The sequence below is a fragment of the Xenorhabdus hominickii genome (assembly GCF_002632725.1).
Lineage (GTDB): Bacteria > Pseudomonadota > Gammaproteobacteria > Enterobacterales > Enterobacteriaceae > Xenorhabdus > Xenorhabdus hominickii.
In genome coordinates this window covers 40080-60171 of record NZ_NJAI01000003.1, presented here as the reverse complement: position 1 = coordinate 60171, position 20092 = coordinate 40080, and the positions used below count along the sequence as shown (strand labels likewise).

Sequence of the window (20092 nt, the reverse complement as noted above, 5' to 3'; positions counted from 1 at the left end):
TTTAGTGAGTTATGTCTTTACTCTATAAAAAATAGCACTGAAGAATATTATAATTATCTCGGTGCTATACACCAACTGAGGACTCTATTTTTCCTATACGTTATAAATTGGAATCATGACCCGAAAATGCGATTTATGGATATTTTGATGAGAAGGTACGTTAAATGATAAACTCAATAATAAAATGGCTAGCCAAAAAAAATGAGGGTAAAGTAAATCATGATACCAGAATTAACCGACTCTCAACAGAGTGCGATCCTTTCTTGGATGAAGATATTGGCATGCTGGATAAAGAGAAAATAAAAACAGAGGGGTTTATTGAGTTAATTGATGATAAAAAGTGTAAAATACGATATGGCAGGAGTAATTATCGTGAAAATATTTTACTTTCTTCTTTAGCCGGTTTTTTATTAGGTTTTTGTTTTTTTATTAATGATTTTGTTAATACATGGAAAGTCAATGAGGGATTTTATTTAAGAGCCGTTACTTATGCTAAGAGGGATTATGGGGAGGAATTTTATTTAAATCCTAACATTCCTGATTATGTTGAAAAATATAAATATATTGCTGATGCAAAGAGCATTTCTTTTTCTCAATATTTTCATATTCGTTATATGGATAATGATTTTTATGAAAAATCTAGAGTGCGAAAAAATTTATTACTAGATGGTGGTTTTTTTCTATTTTCTATTACCATAATTTTAATTCATTTATGGGTATTATCTTTACTTCGTAAAATATCCCCTCTTGTTATTGATCGGAAAAAACAACTGTTTTATACCTGGTGTAGGGGAAGAATGTATGTTGCGCGTTATTCTCAAGTCGATGTTGTTAATCTATATGATGTTCTATATTTAAGAGTTTATGGATTTGACAAAAACAACAAACTGATGATTTATGCTTTTGAACCCCGTATCCCTAACCTAATAGACGACATAATAAGCAAAAAGTATTTATTGGCTTTTGTCGCAAAATATCTGATACAAGGAAAAGAATCCGTCAGCTCAGTGGATTTTAAACGCCAATCATCAATATTTCCTTTACATAAAAACTCAAAACCAACTGATTGGGAAACTCAGATTACGGCAATCTTAGCTGAATTGGATAGGCTTGGGCCACCGAAAGGGGCGACTGATCCTAAATAATAGCTGGAAAAAATATTAATACAGTAAGTTATATTTTTATGCCAGAAAAAATAGCACCGAAAAATATTATAATTATCTCGGTGCTAATTTTAAAGTTTAAAAAATTATATTTTAAATCGTTACTTTATTATCATTTATATTAATTTTTTATATGGAATTGTTTTGTATGGATAAAAATAATGAAATTAAATTAGCACGAATGTCAACTATTTTCGATCCTCTTTTGAAGGAAGATATTGGAATATTAGATAACTTGAGATTTGTTTAAGAAGGGAATTCAAGTGCCTGAGGCACGATCAAAGTTTTTGCTAAAGAAAACAAAATCGTGGGTCATGACATCAATTTATTGAATCATGTATAGTCTGTCTATTTGGAGAACATTCAGATGACAAAGATTGATGTGACCTGCCCATCTTGTTGTGCAGTCAAAGGGATCCATCGTAATGGGCGCTCTCGTTCCGGTCATCAACGTTACCTTTGCCAATCCTGTCGTCATTCCTGGCCACTTGAATTCACTTATACCGCATGTCGTCCCGGTACACATGAGCAAATCGTTGATATGACCCTGAATGGAATGGGATGTCGGGCGACTGCGCGTGTTATGGATATTGGTCTTAATACGGTCCTTCGTCACTTAAAAAGCTCAGGCCCAAACACGTCACTGAAGCCATTGCTCCCAGCACCGAAGTGATTGTTTGTTACAAAATGGATGAGCCGTGGTCATACGTGAAGTCAAAGAACAAACCTCATTGGCTCTTTTATGCTTACGACAGGATTAGGCGAAAAGTCATCGCCCACGTTTTTGGCCCAAGAACAAAGAAGACCTTGATGCGTTTGAGGGCGTTATTGTCTCCTTTCAACATTGTGGTCTATATGACCGATGACTGGAGAGGGTATGAAAAAACGCGGGCAGGGAAACGGTATGTGGTCAGCAAGCGTTATACACAACGCATAGAGAGACATAACCTGAATCTTCGTCAGCATTTGGCAAGACTGACTCGCAAAACACTGGCTTTTTCAAAATCCGTAGAAATGCATGACAGAGTCATTGGATATTATCTGAACATTCAGCATTATCAATAAATTAGAGTCATGACCAAAATAAGGCATTATAAATATCCATACAACTGGCGTTTAGCTGTCATGGCAAAATTGTATTGCGGAGCCAGCATTGCCAACTCCACATGTTTTATCAGGTACGACTTTTATCAAGTACTACACCCTATCTTTACCACCAGAGTGTTACCATCAGAATTGCCATCTAAAACCCGCGTTCACACTATTGTCTTGATGACTACTGGATAGCACCCCACTATAACCGAGTGTTAATGACACATTATCACTTGCGATCATTTCTGCGTTAGCCTTCAATACCATACCATCACGGGAAACAGGAACACTGCGGGTCACAAAAGTTGTATCGCTGCCGCGGAACGCCAAACCTACAGCACGATCACGCTCACCATATTGGTGCTGCCAACCCAATTCTCCATTCAAGGAAACCTCAGAGCCCCATGAGGTCTGCCAGCGATGATTGGCACGTAATCCCAGTGTGGAAAGTTTAGCTTCAGTGTGCTGGCTATCGCCGTGGAGTGCGGCGGCAGCACCATTCTCGTTAATGCCGTCATTACGAAAATCGACATAAGCGAAGTTCACGAATGGTTCTAAATTGACTGACCCGACGGGCAGATGGTAAGCCGCTTCAGCAGACAACTGCGCAGTACGGCCACCATATTTCGCGTTTTCACGATCAAACTGGCTGTTGTAGTTAACAAAGCGATGAGTATCAATTCGGTGCCACGTAAATCCACCGTTGGTACGCAGAGTCAAATCACCAAACTGACGGTCACCATAAAGCGCAAGGTGATAGTTATTGCTGTCCGCAGTGGCACTGTTACCGCCATCAAGGGAAGTACGGGTGTAGCCGGTAGCGATACCAAGACGGCTGTATTCATCAATAAGAGCATCTGCACCAAGGAATACGCCGTAGTTGGAAGCCTGATAGCCTGTCGCATTCTGTGTACCGGAGGCATGGCTCCATGCCCCCAGCAGTCGTACCCATGCACCATTATCATCCCCGCGGATATCAGGTGATGATGAACGGCCTTCGGCCTGACTCAAACGCATATTCAGCGTATCACGCAGGTAGCGGCTGTCATTGACTAACAAAGAGGCGATATCTGCATGGATCTGCCCATCAAGCTGGCGGAATGCGTATCGGGCTTGTTCCGCAGAAGCGCTGCTGAGGATGCTTTCGTAAACCGGATGACCGGCACTGAGGGTATCAGCAGCAACAGCCACTGTACGCTCATTCTGTGTCTTAGCAATATCAGCGAAAGCGGTAGTATTACGTCCGACCTGAAGAGTGACGCTGTCCGGCTGATAAGATAAACGAGTACCAAGAAAGAGATAATTAGTGACGGCGCGCTCAAAGCGACCATTGATATTCTGCTTCGCATTCAGAATATTGTACTGCTGCCCCATCAAGCTTCGCACTTCTTTAAGGGAAAGCAAATTACGCGTATTTTCAAGGGAAATAGCAACCTCTCCGCCATTGAGCTGTACACTTTTTTCAGCCTGAATATGATCACTACGTCCGTCGGAAGCGATTTCAACAACATAACGAGAACCAGATTCAAAAGAAAGTTCGTCAGAAACATGAAGAGTACCGATCGCGCTACTAGGAGAAATATTACCCGGTGAAACACTCCCCCCACGCTGTACATTGAGCACTCCAACCGTACCACTGCCTCCAAGAGTACCACTTTCCATTACCGAAACAGGGGAGACGATACTCTTTTCAACGCTTAGTAATCCTTGTTTGATTAGCGTTGGACCAGAATAAGTATTCAGCCCACTGAGGATCAGCGTACCATTGCCCTGTTTGGTAAGCCCACCATGACCGCTGATATCGTTGCTCCATTTATCCTGAGTACACAGACCATCATTGCAGACTCGTTCTGTGGGTTTGCCTTTATCAAGCACAGTACCGCCCCCCGGAATATCCGCAATAAACTGACCGTTACCGTAAGCTACTCCATGGGAATCAGGAATGCGGAATTTTTCTGGAATATCTTCTACGGTATAGAACATACCAGGGCCATTAATGGCTTTACCAAGGTTAATCATCCCCCAACCGTAAAGTTCATCAATCCCCTTTTCTCCCATATCTGTCGCGGTGGTGCGAAGTACAGAAGCGACTTGATCACCCGTCATGTACGGAAAACGTTCCATCAATATAGCAGCGCTGCCGGCAACATGCGGAGCAGCCATAGAAGTACCGCTGGAATTCTTATACCCGGTGGTAATGTTATCTACTGTTCCCGCAATGATCGAGCTATAGATCGCACTGCCGGGTGCACTGACACAGAGGCTGGCTGTATAGCCACAGCGGGAAGAAAAATTGCTGATGGAATAGGGGACCGCATTCGTACTATTTTCATCTTTCGCCACACTAGCCACCGTCAGCCAATTTGGTGCAATATCGGGGACAAACCAAGCCAGACTGCCAATGGCATCTGGATGATTATAGTTGTAGCTATTACCCGCAGCAAAAATCGTCACAATACCGCTGCGTGCAGCGTCAATCGCACCTTGATACGCACCACCGGGTGGTGTCCCTAAAATCGACCTGATTTCATCAAACTGTTTTTGAGCCTCTGCCAAGGTAAAGTGTGCAGCATTTGGATCCATTTTTCCATTTTCAAACTCCTTATCAATCCCAATAGCCCAACTGTTATTGATAATACGGGCACCACTATCTATCAGTGCATGCCAGCCAGCTTGGTAAACCCCGCCGTCATTACCTAATATGATGCCATCTTCAGGGCCGGGATCGCCGTTGTCAGCACTGATGATTTGAGCGTTATAAGCCACTCCATGCATTTCTCCACCATCCCGGCTACCTGCCGCAATACCTGCAACATGGACACCGTGATTCCCTAATACTTTTCTGTAATCAACGGACGGTGTTCCATCGTAGCGGAATGAACTACCTTTTTTCGCATCATTAATATAGGGATCGGTATATTCACGTATCCCTGACGTGATCAGATTGATGACCTTATCCTTTCCTACAAATTCAGGGTGTTTGGCATACACTGACTGATCGAAGATGCCCAGTTTAATTCCTTTACCGGTATAGCCTCTGGAATAAGCTTCATCAGCATGAATAGCACCAAGCCCCCACTCCTTTTTAAACTCATTAGTACGCCAGCTTGTGCTATCGCCCCACTTCCCCTTTTCAACATAATTTTCTGCATAAGCCCCTGCGCTGACAGCCATCAAACAGCAGGCTATTGCATGGTAAAGTACACGTGGCTGGGTTTTGACTGACAAGCGCTCAGCAGTCAGAGTGCTCTGAGGTATTCTGTGAAGCTTCTTCATCTCAATAATCATCCATTGTTGGTTTGCAAAAATACCCGTTCTTATGTTTTTTTGTGTTGGTGGGTATCGTATTGGTGGGTTGAAACCATCAAGGTAATCGTTTCCTGAGAGCAGAAATAAACTAAAAAGGAGTGCTGATTTTTAGATTTCCCCTCCCAAAAAAACGTGTTTAATCAACGCCATCCTCTGAACCCACCTAAACAACTCATAAAATGCCATAATTAATTAACTTTTATTTACATATATTTTAAACAAAACAAACAAATAATATTATTTTGAAACATCTGAGTGGGGTGTTTTTGTGTTCAGCGTGATATCGATACCACGCTGTGATTTATTTAAATGCAAAGTATTTTTGCCAATGGTGATAGTCGGCCTCACTTCCACCAACTATCATTTTCTGAAGTTTATTTTTTAATGCTTTGTTTATGAAGACGTTATTTATTAATGCTTTGTTTCTTGAGGTTTTGTTTCTGATAATTGAGCGTTGCCACGCAGTGTGGCATGACGCAGGGGTTTTATTATTGCCGCCAGCAACAAACAGGCAAGTGCGGCAAAAGTTCCAAATGAAAAGACAGTCATTACCGGGGATAATAAGCGTCCCATAAAACCTAATCCCAACGCTCCCAAAGAGTCACCAGTAACATCTTGAGCAGTAACAAAACTGTTCACACGTCCCAATAAATGATCCGGTGTATGACTCTGAATAAGGGTAAATTGCAGTAAGGATGCAAATGCATTCAAATATCCATAACAAACCAATACAAGTAATGCCAGAACGATGTTTGTTACTACTCCCAGCATGGATAACGTGATGAAGGAACACAGGGCGCATATAACCAGTAAAATTCCTGGCCGGGCACTTCGCCCTATCCAACCACTGGTGAAAGCACCGAGCATAGCTCCCAGCGGAACAGCGGAGTACATCAACCCAGTCGCTGATGGCCCTTGATGGTAAACTTCCTGAGATAACGCAGGAAACAGAATACGAACCGCCCCTGCAATACTTATCATCATCCCCACCAATATGACACTGCCCACAATGTTATGCTGCAAAACAAATTTCACACCACTTATCAGCGCACTGATCGGATGCTCTTGTTTGCTTGGCTGAGGTTTCATTTTAGGAAGTCTCATCAGAGGTAACAGTGTTGCTAATGTACCGATTGCTGCAACGGCAAAATTCCAGCCCGGCCCACCAACAACAATAATAATACCCGCCAGTGCAGGAGAAATAATGGCTCCTATACGAACAGTGACCATGCTCAAGGCACCTGCTGACGCCAAGTTTTCCCGTCCTACTAAGTTTGGGATTGCCGCCATTAACGCCGTCATACCCAACGCACCAAAAAAGCCATCCCAAATAGAAAGAAAATAGAGCATATACAGTGATGGCGAGTCTAAAAAGGCGTTAAAGCTCAGTGCCACAAAACCAATACCGCAGGTACCACGGGCAAACAAAATGAGTTTGCGTCTATCATAGCGGTCAGCCAGTACCCCTCCCAGAAGTAACCCGATAAACATACCGACCCCATCCAGTGCAACCACAATTCCCACCTGTAAAGTAGAACCCGTCAGAAATTGCATTTGGACAGGGACACCAACGGTCAACATCCCCAATGCAAAGACAGATAACATGCGGGCAATGAAGATAGCTCGGAAATGTGAGTTATTTCTGAGCAAACTAAAATCCAAGAAGATTGATGACTTAGCCATGATGTTCCATACGATCCGATAACGTTAAACGCATAAAGTTAATGACGGCATTGTTTCAACAAATTGTTGAGCAATGGCCCCCACTGTTCCAGTGAAACAGGAGAAAGGATATCTGCATGTTCGCAATCTTGCCGATAAACCTTCAACTGGCGAATCCAAGGCGCCCACGTTCCCTCGACATCCAGCTCAGAAGGCAAAGTCCGTGTTGCCACAAACAGTGTGGCTTCGCCATCATATTTCTGGTTAACGGCAGATAATAAACTACGGACAGCATCTCGATAGTTAGCCACGATATCTTCAAACATCGCCTGTTTTTCCATGCGTAACTGCGGATCACGTTCATCTTCTGTCGTCGCCATAAACTCTGCCTGTTCACGGGCAATTTCCTGTTTGGCTTCTTCCTCACTTAGCCCTCCCCAATCTTGTCCTTCTGGAGGATAAGCATCCAGTAATCCCAAGAAAGCCACTTCCTCTCCTTCTTGCTGCAAACGAATTGCCATTCCCTGTGCCAGCATTCCCCCCAGAGAATAACCCAACAAATAATAAGGCCCATGAGGCTGGATACTCCGCAAAGTTGCCAAATGGCGTGTACACATTGCGTCGAGGCTGTCACAGTCAGCAATCACCCCTCTAGGACGAGGAGACTGTAATCCGATAATCGGCCAATTCCCCTCTAAATAACGCAACAGTCCGCTGTATTGCCAAGCAAAACCCGATGCAGGGTGTACACAAAACAGTGCTGGCCCAATGCCTTCTCTCAGCGGCAGGACTTCCCCCGCACCACGGTTTTCTGCCGAATTCTGCCTTTGATCATCAACCAATAACGCACTCAATTTTTCTACACTTCGGGTGACCATGATATGACCGACTGAAACAGAGTGATTAAAACGGCGGCGTATTTCGGCTGCCAACCGCATTGCCAGCAGAGAATGTCCCCCCAAAGCAAAGAAGTCATCATCAGCCCAAACGGTGTCACACGCTAAAATTTCGGCGAACAACCCAGCCATTTGGCTTTCCAAACCCGCTCTCGGCAACCTGCCCGTGGTCAATTTTTCTGGTATCGGGAGTGCCTTGCGGTTCAATTTCCCATTGGCGCTCAACGGGAAACTTTCCTGTATTACATAGCTGACCGGCAACATATAAACCGGCAATCGTTTAGTCATCGTTTGGTGTAGTGCTTCTATATCCAGAACCACACCAGATTGAGGAATTAACCAAGCAATTAACTGACGGGCATCAGCACTATTAATTGCTGGGCCAGTAATTGCCTGACCGATAATTGCTTGGCCTGCTTTCCCTAGTTCACGCGCTGCAACCGCAGCCTGAGCCACTCCTGGCTGTTCCAGTAAAACCTGTTCAATTTCACCCAACTCAATACGCTGACCCCGTATTTTTAGCTGATCATCACTGCGTCCAAGGTATTCAACTTCACCGTCTGCTGACCAACAGGCAATGTCACCCGTTCGGTACATCCGTTTACCTGATACGAACGGATCGGCCACAAAACGGCTAGCGGTCAGATCGGCTCGGTTCAGGTAGTTTGTGGCTAACTGAATACCACTGAGATAGAGATCACCAGCCACACCAATAGGAACAGGACGCAACCAAGTGTCTAAAATACGTAATTGGGTATTCCATACCGGTCGGCCAATAGGAACACCAGCACTGGTACAACGTTCCAATGCATCACCAGATGCTGGTTGCCATGTCACATCCACCGCCGCTTCCGTTGGCCCATAAAGATTATGTAAAGGTGCTGCTACCAGCGTTTGATAGCGACGCGCCAATTCACATGACAAAGCTTCGCCACTACAGAAAACCCGTCTCAGACTGTGGCAGAAAGGAGCGTCTTGCTCTCGTAACACTAATGAATCCATTAAGGTTGCCAGCATTGATGGAACAAAATGCAACGTAGTCACACGGTAATCATCAATAAGCTGAAGAAGCGTTGCGGGATCGCGATGTGCTTCTGGTGGCGCCATCATTAACTGAGCTCCCGTCATCAGCGGCCAGAAAAATTCCCATACAGAAACATCAAAGCTACATGGAGTTTTCTGCAATACCACATCATCCGCAGTCAGTTGGTAAGTATCCTGCATCCACAACAGGCGGTTAACAATGGCTTGGTGACTCACCATTACCCCTTTAGGCTGTCCTGTGGAACCCGAGGTATAGATAATGTACGCCGTATGTTCAGGAGTCACATTGGCGGCAAGATGGATGGGCTGCTGTGTTTCATCTGCCAGTTTATCCAGTAACAACAAAAGTGCCTGATTGGCAAAACGTGCCTGAAACTCACTTTCTGTTATCACTAATCGAGGTTGGGCATCTTTCAGTATGATGGTCAAGCGCTCATCAGGATAAGCGGTATCAAGAGGCAACCATGCCGCCCCTGCTTCCAGAATCGCTTGTAACGCCAAACTCAGCCGTACTGAACGTGCTAATGCAACCCCGACAATATCTCCCGGCTGCACCCCCGCTTCAATTAAACGATCGACTAACAAGCGAGTTTGAAGACGCATTTGCTGGTAAGTCAGGCGATGATGACAATCCAATAACGCCAAATCGTCAGGCCTTTTTCTTGCCTGCTCGATCACGGTCTGATGAAGTGTTTTTGAAGGGATATCACGATAGGTGTTATTGACTTCCTCAATCAACGCCGCTTCATCAACCGTTTGCAAAACCCAATCCCGCAGGGCGATCTCCGGTTGTTCAATTAATTGCTGGATCAAAAGAAGTATGCGTTGTGCCAAGCGTTCAGGCTGTTTAACACTTGGTCTATATTCCATCAATAAACGCAGACGCTTACCTGGTAACACCAATAACGTCAAAGGGTAGTGGGTATAACCGCAGTTATTGATGCCCTGACAGACGATGCCTTCGTCATTCCCTTGATTTTGCTCCACTACAGGGTAGTTTTCAACCACCAGCAAGGTATCAAAAAGCGTGCTGGTGCCTGCAATTTGCTGGATCTCACCAAGACCAATATTGTCATGTTCAATCAATTGGATCTGCTGCGCTTGTAACTGCTCTAATTGAGGCAATAGTGGCTGCGCCATATCCAGAATAACTCTAACCGGTAAAGTGTTACTAAATAGCCCAATATGCTGATCTAACCCTTCAGTCTGCCCAAACCGCCCCGACACGGGGGAACCGAAAACGACATCAGATGAGCCACTGTGTATACTCAGCAACAGAGACCAAACGCCTTGCATCAATGTATTGATTGTCAAACCACGTTGCTGACATAACCCGATTAACGCCTGTTCCATCGCAGGTTCAAGTAATATCTCAAGCGCCTTAACCTCGCCAGTATGAGGATGTTCACCGAACAAACAGGTTGGTTGAACCCCTTTCAAGAGCTGTTTCCAGCACTGGCGAGTAGGCTCCGCCTCACGTGCCAATAATTGATGGACGACTTCTTGATAACGAATTTCAGGTCTATGCAAGGCTTGAGCGCCTTGATTCAGCAACGTCAAAAGATCTTGCACCAGAATAGGGGTTGACCAGCCATCGACGACCAGATGATGAGCATTCAGCAATAGCGTGTAGCGTAGACTTTTACCATGGCGCACGAGCAATGCGTGCAACATCGCTACTGGCTGTTGGAAAAGATCTCGCATAAGCTCTGCTTTTTCCAGTTCTCGTAATGCTATATCTTCCTCTTCCAGCGTCAGTTCAGGTAGTTGATGGAAATCAAATGCCCAATAATCTTTATCATCGGATATGATCGGTATCAGTTGCAGTGGAGCGGCATTTTGTTCTGTGTCAAATTGCGCAGCAAGCTGAGGATGATGCCGAATTAAAGCCAACAGCGCCCGGCGTAACTCAGTAACCGTCAATGGCCCAGACAGGGAAAGGCGTGTCAATGAGTTATAGCTGCCATGCTCGGTGGCTGTCTGAGCATGGAATAATAATCCTTGTTGCAGAGGAAGCAGCGGCAATACCGCAGATAATGACCCATAACGCTCGCTTAGTTGGGTGAGATCGCTCTCCTCCACACCTGACAACCCCACTTCTGCGGCGACTAAAGTTGCAACAGCCTGCTCAGGCTGTTGCCTGGCGAATTGTATTAAGCTGTCGGCCGCCCATGCCATACCACGATGTAATTCGGCAATATCCCGGTGGCTGAAAATACCATCGACCCATTGCCAGTTAATCACCAATTGCGGAGTGTTCCCCTGTTCATCAACGAACAAATTGATTTCCAAACTGTGGTTCAGGAACATTTCGGGATCTTGATAAACAGCAAAAGCATCCCGGAAAAGATTTCTAGTCCGTTGTGGCGCCCATAAGTTATCTGTCTCGATAAAACGTCCCAGATAATTAAATAAGATTTCCGGCGTTTCTTGCGGTGCAAATATTTCCCGCCCTGTCTGATCGAGGTAACGCAGCAAGCCATAGCCTATACCACGATCGGGTACAGCACGTAGAACGCTTTTCACCGCCCGCACCACCTCAACCGGCTGACATTCCCCTTTCTGTAGTAAATCGACCACTATCGGATATTCAGCCGTCATCCAGCCAACCGTCCGAGCCAAATCGCCTGTTTGATCTAATTCAATACGGCCATGAGACTCTAACTGAAAGCGTAATTTACTGGCATGAAAGTGACGATAACAAGCCATTGCCAATATCGTTAATAAAATCTCTTCAACATTAGCGTGGTACTGATTTGGCAATATTCCTAATAATGCTGCCGTTTGTTCACAGCTCAATAATGTTCGTTCCTCGCGGGCGTTTATTCGGCGATCCCGCTGTACATTCAACGGACGCAGCCCTAAAAGAGGTGTTCTTTCATCCAGCATACTTTGCCAAAAAGGCAATTCTGCTGCACGTTGTGGCAGATTTTGGCGCAGGTAATCATTCCAATCGTATAGGGTGTACTCTTCTGCGGGTAAAGTCATGGACTTACCGGTAATTGCCGCTTCCACTCCCTGACGTAACTCATCCAAGAGTATTCGCCATGAAACCCCATCTGTAGCCAGATGGTGAATAACGAACACTAGTCCCTTTGACACACCACTATTTTGTAATAAACAGAGATAGAATAACTGACCCCGCGCGGGATCCAGACGCATTACTGCATCATGGAAGGCTTGCTCTGCACAAGTTTCAATATCTTCACAATTTTGCCATGTACTGCAATAAGTTCCTTCAGGCACAGCTATCGATTCCCCCACAATAAGTTGATTATCGCGGGTAGATGCACGCAGTACAGGATGTGCCTGCACTAAGGCAGTCAATGCCTGTGATAAGTGTTGCGGCTGTAATTCTGCGGGCACGCGTATAAATACACCATGAGCGAAACGGGTATTGATTCCATGAGATTCAGCAAACCAATGCAAAATAGGCAGGCTATCGATTGCCCCTTTCTGAATGCGCGCAGGAGTCTGCTTCACGATAGCGACAGGCATCATTTTCAATGCCATGCGCGCGGGTGTACGTTCACTAAAAATATCCCGTGGACGTAACTGCCAGCCAAGGCGACGTAATTGTGTTCCCAGCGCCATTGCGGAAATACTGTCACCTCCCAGTACAAAAAAATCATCATCTGCACAGGCTTCTTGCACACCTAATAGACTGACGAATGCTTCACAGATAGATTTTTCCTGCTCACTTTTCGCTTTTCTCCCCACAGGTAATTGGAGTTTCTGCGATTTAGGCAACGCACCGCGATCAATTTTGCCATTGACTGTGAGAGGTAAGGTTTCCAACACCATTAATCGGGAAGGAACCATATAATCAGGCAGTTTCTTGGCCAGTTCAGCCAATAGTTGAGCAGAGAGATCAGGCAGGGCGCGTCGTTGCCCATCGGGTACAGCACAATAACCCAGCAGTCGGTACGTTGCGCCGATAGGCTCGGCAATCACGACAGCAGAACTGACCTCCGGCAAATCAGCCAGAGCATTTTCCACTTCACCCAGTTCAACGCGAAAACCACGTACTTTGATCTGATGATCCACACGGCCAATAAATGCAAGCTGTCCGTCAGACTGCCAACGCATGAGATCACCACTGCGATACATAACTTCGCCATGACGGAATGGATTGGCGATAAAGCGTGTAGCCGTCAGCCCTGGACGGTGCAAATAACCGCGCGCGATACCCGCTCCAGAGAGATACAGTTCTCCCACGGCACCTGTTGGCACAGGTTGTAAACAGCTATCCAAAAGCCAGATATCCGTATTGGCAACCGGGCGCCCAATCACAGGCTGCTCGGACACCTGAATACTGGCGCCCAGCGTATCGATAGTGTATTCGGAAGGGCCATAATAATTGTGGATATCAATTTGTGGCTGCTGTTTAAGCAATTCCCACAACCGTGGCGTGGCGGCCTCACCACCTATCATAATAAACGCAGGCTGGTGGTTACCTTTCTCCAACAGCCCACTATCGATGAGCTGGGTCAAAAAGGAAGGGGTGATATCCATGATATCAACCGGCAACAGGTTCATTTGCTGTATCACGCCCCACGCATCCCGCCTTAGCTCCTCATCAAAGATATAAAGCTCACTGCCCAAAATCATACAAAACAGTGGCTCCCAAGAGGAATCAAATGAGAAAGAGGCGGTATGCCCTGCACGTGCCCGCCGACCATGCTGCCGATGAAAATTCTCAATGGCAGGCCCAAACAAATGTACTGCATGGGAAGTCAATAAATTCAGCAACCCGCCATGTGTACTCATGACGCCTTTTGGCTTACCTGTGGAACCAGAGGTGTAGATCATATAAGCCAAGTGTTCACTACGCAGTTTTTCGCGCCGTTCTTCGTCTGTGACAAATAACGAAGACAAGCTGGCACACTGCACCGCTATCTGATGATCATCAAGACAGATGGTCTTGGATATTTCAGGCATTTGTGCCCGCGTATTCAGGTGCGTGATCAGCAAGACTGGCTGAACATCGTCACACATTAACTGTAAACGTTCCTGCGGGTAATCGAGATCAAGCGGAATGTAAGCTGCACCACTGGCTAACACACCTAAAATAGCAACCACTGAATCCACCGAACGAGGAATGCCAATAGCAACTACATCTTCAGCCCCGATACCCTGAGACAGCAAGAAACGTGCAAACTGCATCACTTTTGCCATCAATTGGTGGTAACTAAGCTGTTCATTACCACAACGTATAGCGACGACATCAGGCTGCCGTTCGACCTGCTGCAAAAAGAGATCCAGCACAGAAACACTCGTTACAGGCATTTGGATTTTCGGCCCACATGACCATTCATCAAGCCGTTGCTGTTCCTGCGGCGGAATAATGGGTACGAACGCAATAGGCTGTTGCGGCTGTATCAACAATTGATTCAACAGATAGCTAATCCGCTCACCATGCCACTGTAAGGTTTGTTCACTATATTTTTTTCGATTGGCGATAAGTGTCAGATGAAGCTGGTCATCATAGCTACACAATTCAAATTCTAAATCATCCACAGGCCCCATCGCGAGTGTGTGTGTCTTGATGGGCTTACCGCCTAATTTCAACGTCTCGTTATAGATTTTATAGTTGAAAACCGGGCCATAAAGCGCGTTATTGCTGCCTGATAATCCCAAATCACAACGTAGCTGTTCGGCTTCATATCGCTGGTAACGACGCACTTGCTTTATTTCATCTACAAACGCTCTCGCTACTTCGGCAAGAGTCATACTGCTTTGCAGTTTTATTTGCAGAGGTAAAAGATTGACCACAGGCCCCATCGCACAAAGCGCTTGAGACCCCAGGCGCCGCATAAAAGGAAATCCAATCGATAGATGTTTTTCTCCACTCATACGATAGAAATAGATACAAAGTGCAGCCATCGCAATTTCAGCCGGTTGAAATTTCCGCAGTAAATCATCTTCACCTAATGAAGCAAACTGAGTAACCGGAAAATGGCAATCGTAATGTAGAGGTAAAGCGCTGCCCGTATTCACTATATCTTCAGTGGAAAGTGAAACGGAAACACCTCGTTCACGGGTATGTTGTTGCCAGAATGCTGCTGTCTCTGCTTTTGCGGGTGACTGATCCCAATCCTGATACTCTTTGACTACCTGCTCGAATGAGCAGAAAGGATTTTCAGCAGACTGGCGATCTGTGCTTAACGCATTATAAATATCAATAATGCGGCGGGTCAGTGCTTCAAAACTAAAGCCATCCAGCATGAGATGATGAAAGCGCTGATACCAGAACCATCGTTCAGGCTGAGCACCGACTTTCATGATTACCTGCCGGTAAAGCGGGCGTTCCCCGTCTGCGGGTAATTCAGCGGCCAGATCCGTCTGCATTAATTCCTGTGACGCGTTTTCCCCCTGTTCATGAGAGAAATCGAACCATTCAGGGGCAATAACCTGTTGTGCATCACGGAAGGTGGGAATTTGCTGTACAGGTATCCCCTCTTCATTGACAAAATATCGTGCATGAATGGTATCAGCTTCAGACAAACCTTGGCGGATAGCCGCATCAAATAAGGAACGATCCAGTTCTCCATTAATTTCAATATAATGCGCAATGGTAAATACATTGCGCTGGCTGGCGATTTGATCGGCCATCCAAATCCCGGGCTGAGCAGCCACTAGCGGTAATGTCAGATTTACCTGTTTAACTTCAGGCAGCGGTAATACATTAAGCACGTTTTATTTCCTTTCTTATCTATACCTGTCGTCTTTCAAGGTGCAGCTTTGTTGGCTACACTCACTCATCCCAGGAACTCGTTTCCAAGACATAAGCGCTGTATCTTGAAATCCATTGGGTATACAGATTAAACCGTCGGCATTATTATTTTGATTCACCTATGGTTTGCGCAGAATGGCCGGGCGCATATCCACCCAGTGCTCTTCTATGTATGCAATACATGCTGTCCGTGAATCTGGACCAATAGCTCTCTCCCAACCGGCTGGTTGTGCAGCAAAGGCTGGCCAAAGGCTATATTGCTGTTGATTATTTATCAGTACATAAAAAGAGATTTCATCATCATCAAAAGGATTTTTTTGTTCCAGATTCATCGTTTACTCTCATCATATTCGGGATTTCAATCATCATTTGCCATATCACTTTTCAGCCAGTAACCAGCTCAGTCCATCAATTAATCCACCGCGCCAACACAGCACATCATGACCACCATTAAACACGCGATAATTCACGCGATGCCCGGCCTCTTTTAACGCGGCATACATTTGATCATTCACAAAATGAATATCGGCTTCGTGGGAACCCGCTTCTTGAAAGATTTTCAATGATGACGGAACAACTTTTTGATCAGAAACCTGCTGTGTCAGCCAGCCAGGTTTCTGTTCAGAAGATGGCATAAACTGCCGGACAATTTTGCTATCTGGCCACCAGAAAGACCCCGATTGCGTGAGAACACAACCAAAGCGTTGCGGCCAATGGAGAGCGGCATACAATGCCGACAGACCACCATAGCTCTGCCCTGCGATAATAGTCTGTTCAGGATCATCACTGAAAACAGCATGCTGTGCGATAAGTGGTAATAGTTCATCCTGAATCGCTTGCCAAAAATCTTGATTACAGGGGAGTTCTTGCTCTCGGTGAGACATATCAATAACATCAATCAGAAGCCAGATTGCACCCGGTATCTGCTGTTTTTCAGTCGCCACGTCAATCACAGGAAAAATCGGCACTTTCTCTACCCAATTCAGCCCATCCAAGAGAATGATAAGAGGCCGTGGCAGCGCGGTTTCTTCCCCGCTGGAATAAAGCCAAATGCGCCTTTGATTGTTGAGCCGATCACTCTGCCAATGCAAAAGCAGAGGCTCTCGTTTGTCCGACCGCATGACATGATTTGAATTTACTTCGGTTAATGCCCATGCAGTCTGTTCAAGGGCATGGGGCATGTGAATCGCTGATAAAGGCACACCAACCCCATTACGGTGAGAATCTTGCCGATTCAAAGGATCAGGAATGGATAACGGAAAGAGTGAGATCCACCACTCACGTTGCTGTTGGTTACTTAGTTTTATTTTATCGGAAAATTCGGGGGGCAAATGTGCATCAGTGACAGGTATAAATCGATAACTCCCTCTCCAATCATCTTCGAGGCTCACTGACCAATACCAGATATCCGTTTCAGGCACTCGTTGCAAGCTCTGTGGCTGCGGGCAGTGATGATCAGTGACCCCATTGATATCGATATAGACTTGGCGAATATCTGAATTTTGTTCATCCCCACGAGGATCTCGCCAAAAGAATGTCGTTTGAACTTGGTGATTTATCGCAACTTCTATGATGGGCGTTCCCAAAATAGCAATATTTTCCCACCATAATTTACTACCAACATTAGGAGCGGATAACAAATTATCTACCACACCTGATGGCTGAAATACTAACCGCATTCCGTTATCCCCTCAAAAAAGTTCGCTCATAAATAACATACATATCTGATACACAGAGTGAACAATAACCCAAATAAACGAAAATCATTATCATCATCAAATGATATTGATAACGATTTTCGTTTGCAATATTATTCAACTTATTTTATTAATCATAACTACTGGTTAATAGAGTTAATGGACACTATTGGGGTAACGTGGCAGGAGGCCCTTGCTATTCAGCTCAACATCAATGAAATAATTAATTTATTATTTAATTGATTTTTAAAAACTATTTAAAAAAAAGTCTATTTTGAGAGATGAAATCCATGGTACTGCCTATCAAGAATAAAACGTTGAAAGCCGCAAATAAAACAAATAGAAACAATAACTATAATAAACTATTTTTAACGATTACTTCTGCCTTACTGTTATCTCCATATGCTTCAGCAAGCAATAACACGGCCAATAACAACGAAGACATCATAACCGTCACAAGCACAAATAAAGGTAACTCAGTAGAACACTTCGTAGAATCAGACAGTGCTGCTGGCACCAAAAGCACCACTCCCCTCATCAAAACACCCCAATCAATCAGCGTCATCAATCGCACACAAATGGAAGCACAAGGTGTAACGACTGTTGCTGACGCCCTGAATTATTCAAGTGGTGTAGTGACTAATTACCGTGGCTCTTCCAACCGTAACGATGAAGTAATCATACGTGGTTTCCGTTATGCGTCTAAATTCCTTGATGGCTTAAGCTATGCAACAGGAGGCCAAGTTGATCCTTGGTTATTGGAACGTGTGGAGCTGGTACATGGGCCTGCATCCGTGCTATATGGTCAGATCAGCCCTGGCGGGTTGATTAACATGACCAGCAAAAAGCCAACAGCACAACCTATTCATGAGGTACAGCTAAAAGCAGGTAGTCATAGCCTTGGTGAATTGGCCTTTGATTTCGGAGGAGCACTGAATGACGATATTTCCGTTCTCTATCGTTTAAATGGTATTCTCAGCACCCAAAAGCAGTTCGTCAAAGACTATAAAAAAGAGCGTATTGCCATCGCCCCGGCACTGACATGGATACCCAACAATAATACGACCTTTACGTTACTGACAAGTTATCAGTACGATCCTAAAGCGGGATACCGCAACTTCTATCCTAAAACCGGCACCGTAACACCCGTTCCCAATGTGGGCTATATTCCCTACGATATGAACCTCAGTGATCCTTCTTTTAATCAGGCCAGACGCGAACAGACCTCTATCGGCTACATGCTTGAACATGACATTGATGATATTTTCTCTTTCCAGCAAAATCTGCGTTATTCAAAGTTAGATGAGCGTTTTAAGCTTTTCGTTTATTCATCAGATACAAAAAAACCGACGACTATCCAACGCATTCCACAGAAGGAATACGGTGAAGCACAAACATTTAGCGTGGATAATCAACTGAAAGCACAATTCTCAACAGGTAACATTGAGCATAACGTCATCAGTGGTGTGGATTACAAATGGGTGGATAATCACAACAAAAGATGGAATAAAAAAGGTGACCAATACAATTTTGATTGGGCACATCCAACCCGGAGTATTCCCGTTAGTGAAAATTCTCTATCCCTTGCCTTAAATGATAAAAAGAAACTCCATCAGTTAGGTGCTTACGTACAGGATCAACTCGGTTGGGAAAACTGGAATTTAGTTCTGTCAGGGCGTTATGACTGGACCGAAACAAAGCAACATGATCTCATCAAAGATAAATCAACAACACAGAAAGACCGTGCTTTTACCGGACGTGCGGGGTTATTGTATGCCTTTGATAACGGCATTTCGCCTTATATCAGTTACAGCACTTCCTTTGAGCCCAATCTGTCTCAAGGTGCACCGGGTACACCGGCATTCAAACCCACAACAGGTGCGCAGACTGAGATAGGCATCAAATTCCAGCCCAAAGATCACAATACCTTGTTAACGCTTTCCTTATTCGATATCACCCAAAAAAATGTGACCAGCCGTAATCCAGTCACTCGCGTTAGCGAACAAATTGGCAAAATTGGCTCAAAAGGGGCGGAAGCCGAAATCCATTCACAAATCACACCTGAAATCAATCTGATAGCCACCTATACCTATACAGATACTAAAACCAAAGGTGATAGCAATGCCTCACGTATCGGCAAAAGAGTACCATCGATTCCTGAACATACGGCTTCTGCCTGGGGTAGCTATAGCTTCACACAGACGGCTCTGAAGGGCTTTACTCTGGGAGCAGGCGTACGCTATATCGGCACCACATCCGGCGATTATGAAGAAACATTCCATGTACAGCCCTACTCCCTCTACGACCTGATGGCGAAATACGATCTTGGCGAAGCATCACCTCAGTTAAAAGGTGCCAGCGTACAGCTAAACGTGAATAACCTGAGCAACAAACGTTATGTCGCCTCATGCTCGAATAAAGAAGCCTGCTTCTATGGTGGAGGACGCAGTATCTTTGCCACTGTGTCGTATAGCTGGTAAAGCAAAACTTACT

At 45.0% G+C, this 20092-nt stretch carries 8 protein-coding genes; 3 read left to right on the top strand and 5 right to left on the bottom strand.

The annotated features are described in order from the left end of the window. Positions 1-164: 164 nt before the first annotated feature. Both Xhom_RS45340 and Xhom_RS45345 read left to right on the top strand, forming a co-directional pair. Positions 165-1145, top strand: coding sequence for a hypothetical protein (locus tag Xhom_RS45340; RefSeq protein WP_069317058.1), 981 nt, complete (start codon positions 165-167; stop codon positions 1143-1145). Positions 1146-1530: 385 nt separating this feature from the next. Continuing rightward, positions 1531-2228 (top strand): IS1 family transposase gene (locus Xhom_RS45345; protein ID WP_232326118.1). Its coding sequence is split into 2 segments (ribosomal slippage): positions 1531-1780 and positions 1780-2228, totalling 699 coding nucleotides; the frame shifts between segments, so codons are not numbered across the junction. 165 nt (positions 2229-2393) lie between these two features. Here Xhom_RS45345 and Xhom_RS45350 read toward each other — a convergent pair. From Xhom_RS45350 to fes, 5 genes are all read right to left on the bottom strand, one after another. Beyond that, on the bottom strand, positions 2394-5531 hold the full coding sequence (locus tag Xhom_RS45350; RefSeq protein WP_069317061.1) for an autotransporter domain-containing protein: 3138 nt from the start codon (positions 5529-5531) through the stop codon (positions 2394-2396). Positions 5532-5975: 444 nt separating this feature from the next. Beyond that, positions 5976-7247 carry an enterobactin transporter EntS gene (gene entS, locus Xhom_RS45355; protein ID WP_069317062.1) on the bottom strand — a complete coding sequence of 424 codons (1272 nt, stop codon included), beginning with the start codon at positions 7245-7247 and terminating at the stop codon, positions 5976-5978. 38 nt (positions 7248-7285) lie between these two features. Beyond that, a complete protein-coding gene (locus tag Xhom_RS45360) occupies positions 7286-15862 on the bottom strand; it encodes an amino acid adenylation domain-containing protein (RefSeq protein ID WP_069317063.1) in 8577 nt (2858 codons plus the stop codon). Positions 15863-16021: 159 nt separating this feature from the next. After that, positions 16022-16234, bottom strand: coding sequence for an MbtH family protein (locus tag Xhom_RS45365; RefSeq protein ID WP_069317064.1), 213 nt, complete (start codon positions 16232-16234; stop codon positions 16022-16024). Positions 16235-16279: 45 nt separating this feature from the next. Next, on the bottom strand, positions 16280-17581 hold the full coding sequence (fes, locus tag Xhom_RS45370) for an enterochelin esterase (RefSeq protein ID WP_069317065.1): 1302 nt from the start codon (positions 17579-17581) through the stop codon (positions 16280-16282). A 308-nt stretch (positions 17582-17889) separates the two neighbouring features. Between fes and Xhom_RS45375 the strand changes: the two genes are divergently transcribed. Next, positions 17890-20079, top strand: a complete 2190-nt coding sequence (locus Xhom_RS45375; RefSeq protein WP_099139631.1) for a TonB-dependent siderophore receptor — start codon at positions 17890-17892, stop codon at positions 20077-20079. Positions 20080-20092 lie beyond the last annotated feature (13 nt).